General features: G+C 69.3%; 2 protein-coding genes and 2 pseudogenes. 2 read left to right on the top strand and 2 right to left on the bottom strand.

Going from position 1 to position 3,891, the window contains the following annotated elements:
- Positions 1 to 322: 322 nt before the first annotated feature.
- Together HUX53_RS29425 and HUX53_RS29420 are read right to left on the bottom strand one after the other, a co-directional pair.
- Positions 323 to 1,384 (bottom strand): NlpC/P60 family protein, encoded by a 1,062-nt coding sequence (locus HUX53_RS29425; protein ID WP_309237491.1) that lies wholly within the window; start codon positions 1,382 to 1,384, stop codon positions 323 to 325.
- 171 nt (positions 1,385 to 1,555) lie between these two features.
- Positions 1,556 to 1,990: pseudogene (locus HUX53_RS29420) on the bottom strand (NYN domain-containing protein); the annotation flags it as partial.
- On the opposite strand from HUX53_RS29420, the pseudogene HUX53_RS29415 reads away from it, so the two are divergent.
- A pseudogene (locus tag HUX53_RS29415) lies at positions 1,987 to 2,421 on the top strand (NYN domain-containing protein); the annotation flags it as partial. The pseudogenes HUX53_RS29420 and HUX53_RS29415 sit on opposite strands and share 4 nt — an antisense overlap.
- Positions 2,422 to 2,592: 171 nt before the next feature.
- Complete coding sequence (locus HUX53_RS29410) at positions 2,593 to 3,654, top strand: NlpC/P60 family protein (RefSeq protein WP_309237491.1); 1,062 nt, start codon at positions 2,593 to 2,595, stop codon at positions 3,652 to 3,654.
- Positions 3,655 to 3,891: the final 237 nt, after the last annotated feature.

Raw genomic sequence — 3,891 nt, 5'->3', positions numbered from 1 at the left:
AACTATGTAGTTTTTGTATGTTTTTGTGTTTTTTCAGGTAGCGGAGGCCACCCAGATCTCCCCCATCCGCTTGGTCGGCAGCGTCAGAGGTGTATAAGGGACCGCCTCGGCCCCACGCGGCGGCGGGCTGCGCCGCGTGGGGCCGAGGCGCCTGGTGGGCGCCGCGGGGCCGCGGCGTCTGGAGGGCGCCGGGGTGGTGACAAGGTACCAAAGCCCCAACAGAAGGCAAACCCCCACAAAATCAACAACGGACCAGGTCAACCCTGGTCCGTTGTCGAAGGGAGCTCCGGCACACCCCGCGCGGGGGCGGGGCGGCGGTGCGTCAGGGGCGCCCGGCGCCGTAGTAGCCGTTCAGGTAGTAGCCCGAGGTGATGCTGACGATCTGGACGTTCTTGCCGGTGCTCGGCGCGTGGATCATCTTGCCGTTGCCCACGTACATGCCGACGTGGCCGAGGCCGTTGAAGAACACCAGGTCGCCCGGCTGCAGGTTGCTCTTGGCGACCCGCTTGGTCGCGGCGTACTGCGAGTTGGTCGTGCGGGTGATGTTGACGCCCGCGGCGGCCCACGCCTTCATGGTGAGGCCGGAGCAGTCGTAGGAGCCGGGGCCCTCCGCGCCGTACTGGTACGGCTTGCCGAGCTGGGCGTAGGCGAAGTCGAGCGCCGTGCGGGCCGAGCCGCTGGCCGGGCCGTTGTAGGTGCCGCCGGTGGCGCCGCCGCCGCCCGAACCGCTGCCGCCGCCGGAGGACGTGCCGCCGCCGAGGCTGCGCAGCAGCGCCTTCTGCTTGGTGACCTTCTTGTCGAGGTCCTTCTTCTTCTTCGCCAGCTCGTCCTGCTTCTGCTTCACCTCGTCGTAGGACGCCTTGGCCTGCGCCTGCTCGCGGCGGAGCCGCTGCGCGGTGGCGAGGAACTGGGTGAGCTGGGAGCTGCGCTCGTGCGACAGGTGGGAGAAGACGGCCGCCTGGTCCAGGATGGCCTGCGGGTCCTTGCTGCCCACGAAGCCGGTCACGTCCGTGGAGTCGCCGTTCTTGTAGGCAGCGGCCGCCATCTGGGCGATCTTGGAGCGCTGCTCCTCGAACGCGGCCTGCTCCTGCTTGCTGGCCTTGGTCGCCGTCGTGTACTTCTTCTTGGCGACCTTCAGCTTCTCCTTGTTCTGGTTGTACTTCTCGACCTCTTGGTCCATCTGCTCGTTGAGCTTGTTGAGCTTCTTCTGCGCCTCGGCCCGGGTCGGACGGGGATCGGCGTGCGCCACCATCGGGGCGGGCACCAGGGAGGCCGTCACGGTCAGGCAGGCGACCGCCGCCAAGCGGCGGGAGACGCCTCCGCTCGTGGAGCCGCCCCTCCGGTCACGCTCGTGCGCCGGTGCCCCGATGAGATCTTTGGCCACGGTCGGTTTCGCCCCTCTCGTCCACGACGTCAGCGGACGACACTAGCGATGGGCAACAACCGTCACAACCGATTCGTCACTCTTTGATTGACATCCTTGGACATTGTCCACTTCTTGTGACGTCATGATCACTGAGCGCGAGGCGTCCCTTATCGTGGCCTTATGGGTTCCTTATGACCGGCCCAGCCGGCGCAGCAGCAGCGTGGACGGGCACGGCCGGGCGTCGGCGCGGCGGGCCGCGTCGGCGACCTCCCGGTCCGACGACACCACCACCACGGGACGGCCCTGCGGCTCGGCCCGCACCAGCTCGCCGATCAGCTCGTCGGCGGTCTGGCCCGGGGCGCTGAACTTCACCCGGACGCCGCGCGGTGCCGCGATCGCGACCGGCGCGTCCAGTTCCGCGCCGTCGAACACGCACGTCACCTCGGCGCGGGTCTGCGCGGCCAGCCCGCCGAGCCCGGAGACCAGCCGGTTGCGCTGGTCCGACAGCGGCAGCTCGCCGTACCCGGTCTTCGTGACGTTGTAGCCGTCCACCACCAGGTGCACCTGCGGCAGGGCCAGCAGCCGGTCGAGCAGCTGCGGATCGCCGTCCGACAGCGCCCGGCCGGGCGCTGTCGGACGGCGATCCGCAGCTGCTCGACCGGCTGCTGGCCCTGCCGCAGGTGCACCTGGTGGTGGACGGCTACAACGTCACGAAGACCGGGTACGGCGAGCTGCCGCTGTCGGACCAGCGCAACCGGCTGGTCTCCGGGCTCGGCGGGCTGGCCGCGCAGACCCGCGCCGAGGTGACGTGCGTGTTCGACGGCGCGGAACTGGACGCGCCGGTCGCGATCGCGGCACCGCGCGGCGTCCGGGTGAAGTTCAGCGCCCCGGGCCAGACCGCCGACGAGCTGATCGGCGAGCTGGTGCGGGCCGAGCCGCAGGGCCGTCCCGTGGTGGTGGTGTCGTCGGACCGGGAGGTCGCCGACGCGGCCCGCCGCGCCGACGCCCGGCCGTGCCCGTCCACGCTGCTGCTGCGCCGGCTGGGCCGGTCATAAGGAACCCATAAGGCCACGATAAGGGACGCCTCGCGCTCAGTGATCATGACGTCACAAGAAGTGGACAATGTCCAAGGATGTCAATCAAAGAGTGACGAATCGGTTGTGACGGTTGTTGCCCATCGCTAGTGTCGTCCGCTGACGTCGTGGACGAGAGGGGCGAAACCGACCGTGGCCAAAGATCTCATCGGGGCACCGGCGCACGAGCGTGACCGGAGGGGCGGCTCCACGAGCGGAGGCGTCTCCCGCCGCTTGGCGGCGGTCGCCTGCCTGACCGTGACGGCCTCCCTGGTGCCCGCCCCGATGGTGGCGCACGCCGATCCCCGTCCGACCCGGGCCGAGGCGCAGAAGAAGCTCAACAAGCTCAACGAGCAGATGGACCAAGAGGTCGAGAAGTACAACCAGAACAAGGAGAAGCTGAAGGTCGCCAAGAAGAAGTACACGACGGCGACCAAGGCCAGCAAGCAGGAGCAGGCCGCGTTCGAGGAGCAGCGCTCCAAGATCGCCCAGATGGCGGCCGCTGCCTACAAGAACGGCGACTCCACGGACGTGACCGGCTTCGTGGGCAGCAAGGACCCGCAGGCCATCCTGGACCAGGCGGCCGTCTTCTCCCACCTGTCGCACGAGCGCAGCTCCCAGCTCACCCAGTTCCTCGCCACCGCGCAGCGGCTCCGCCGCGAGCAGGCGCAGGCCAAGGCGTCCTACGACGAGGTGAAGCAGAAGCAGGACGAGCTGGCGAAGAAGAAGAAGGACCTCGACAAGAAGGTCACCAAGCAGAAGGCGCTGCTGCGCAGCCTCGGCGGCGGCACGTCCTCCGGCGGCGGCAGCGGTTCGGGCGGCGGCGGCGCCACCGGCGGCACCTACAACGGCCCGGCCAGCGGCTCGGCCCGCACGGCGCTCGACTTCGCCTACGCCCAGCTCGGCAAGCCGTACCAGTACGGCGCGGAGGGCCCCGGCTCCTACGACTGCTCCGGCCTCACCATGAAGGCGTGGGCCGCCGCGGGCGTCAACATCACCCGCACGACCAACTCGCAGTACGCCGCGACCAAGCGGGTCGCCAAGAGCAACCTGCAGCCGGGCGACCTGGTGTTCTTCAACGGCCTCGGCCACGTCGGCATGTACGTGGGCAACGGCAAGATGATCCACGCGCCGAGCACCGGCAAGAACGTCCAGATCGTCAGCATCACCTCGGGCTACTACCTGAACGGCTACTACGGCGCCGGGCGCCCCTGACGCACCGCCGCCCCGCCCCCGCGCGGGGTGTGCCGGAGCTCCCTTCGACAACGGACCAGGGTTGACCTGGTCCGTTGTTGATTTTGTGGGGGTTTGCCTTCTGTTGGGGCTTTGGTACCTTGTCACCACCCCGGCGCCCTCCAGACGCCGCGGCCCCGCGGCGCCCACCAGGCGCCTCGGCCCCACGCGGCGCAGCCCGCCGCCGCGTGGGGCCGAGGCGGTCTCTTATACACATCT

Source organism: Actinomadura sp. BRA 177 (genome assembly GCF_013372625.1).
Taxonomy (GTDB): domain Bacteria; phylum Actinomycetota; class Actinomycetes; order Streptosporangiales; family Streptosporangiaceae; genus Spirillospora.
This window is presented reverse-complemented; position numbering and strand designations above follow the sequence as displayed.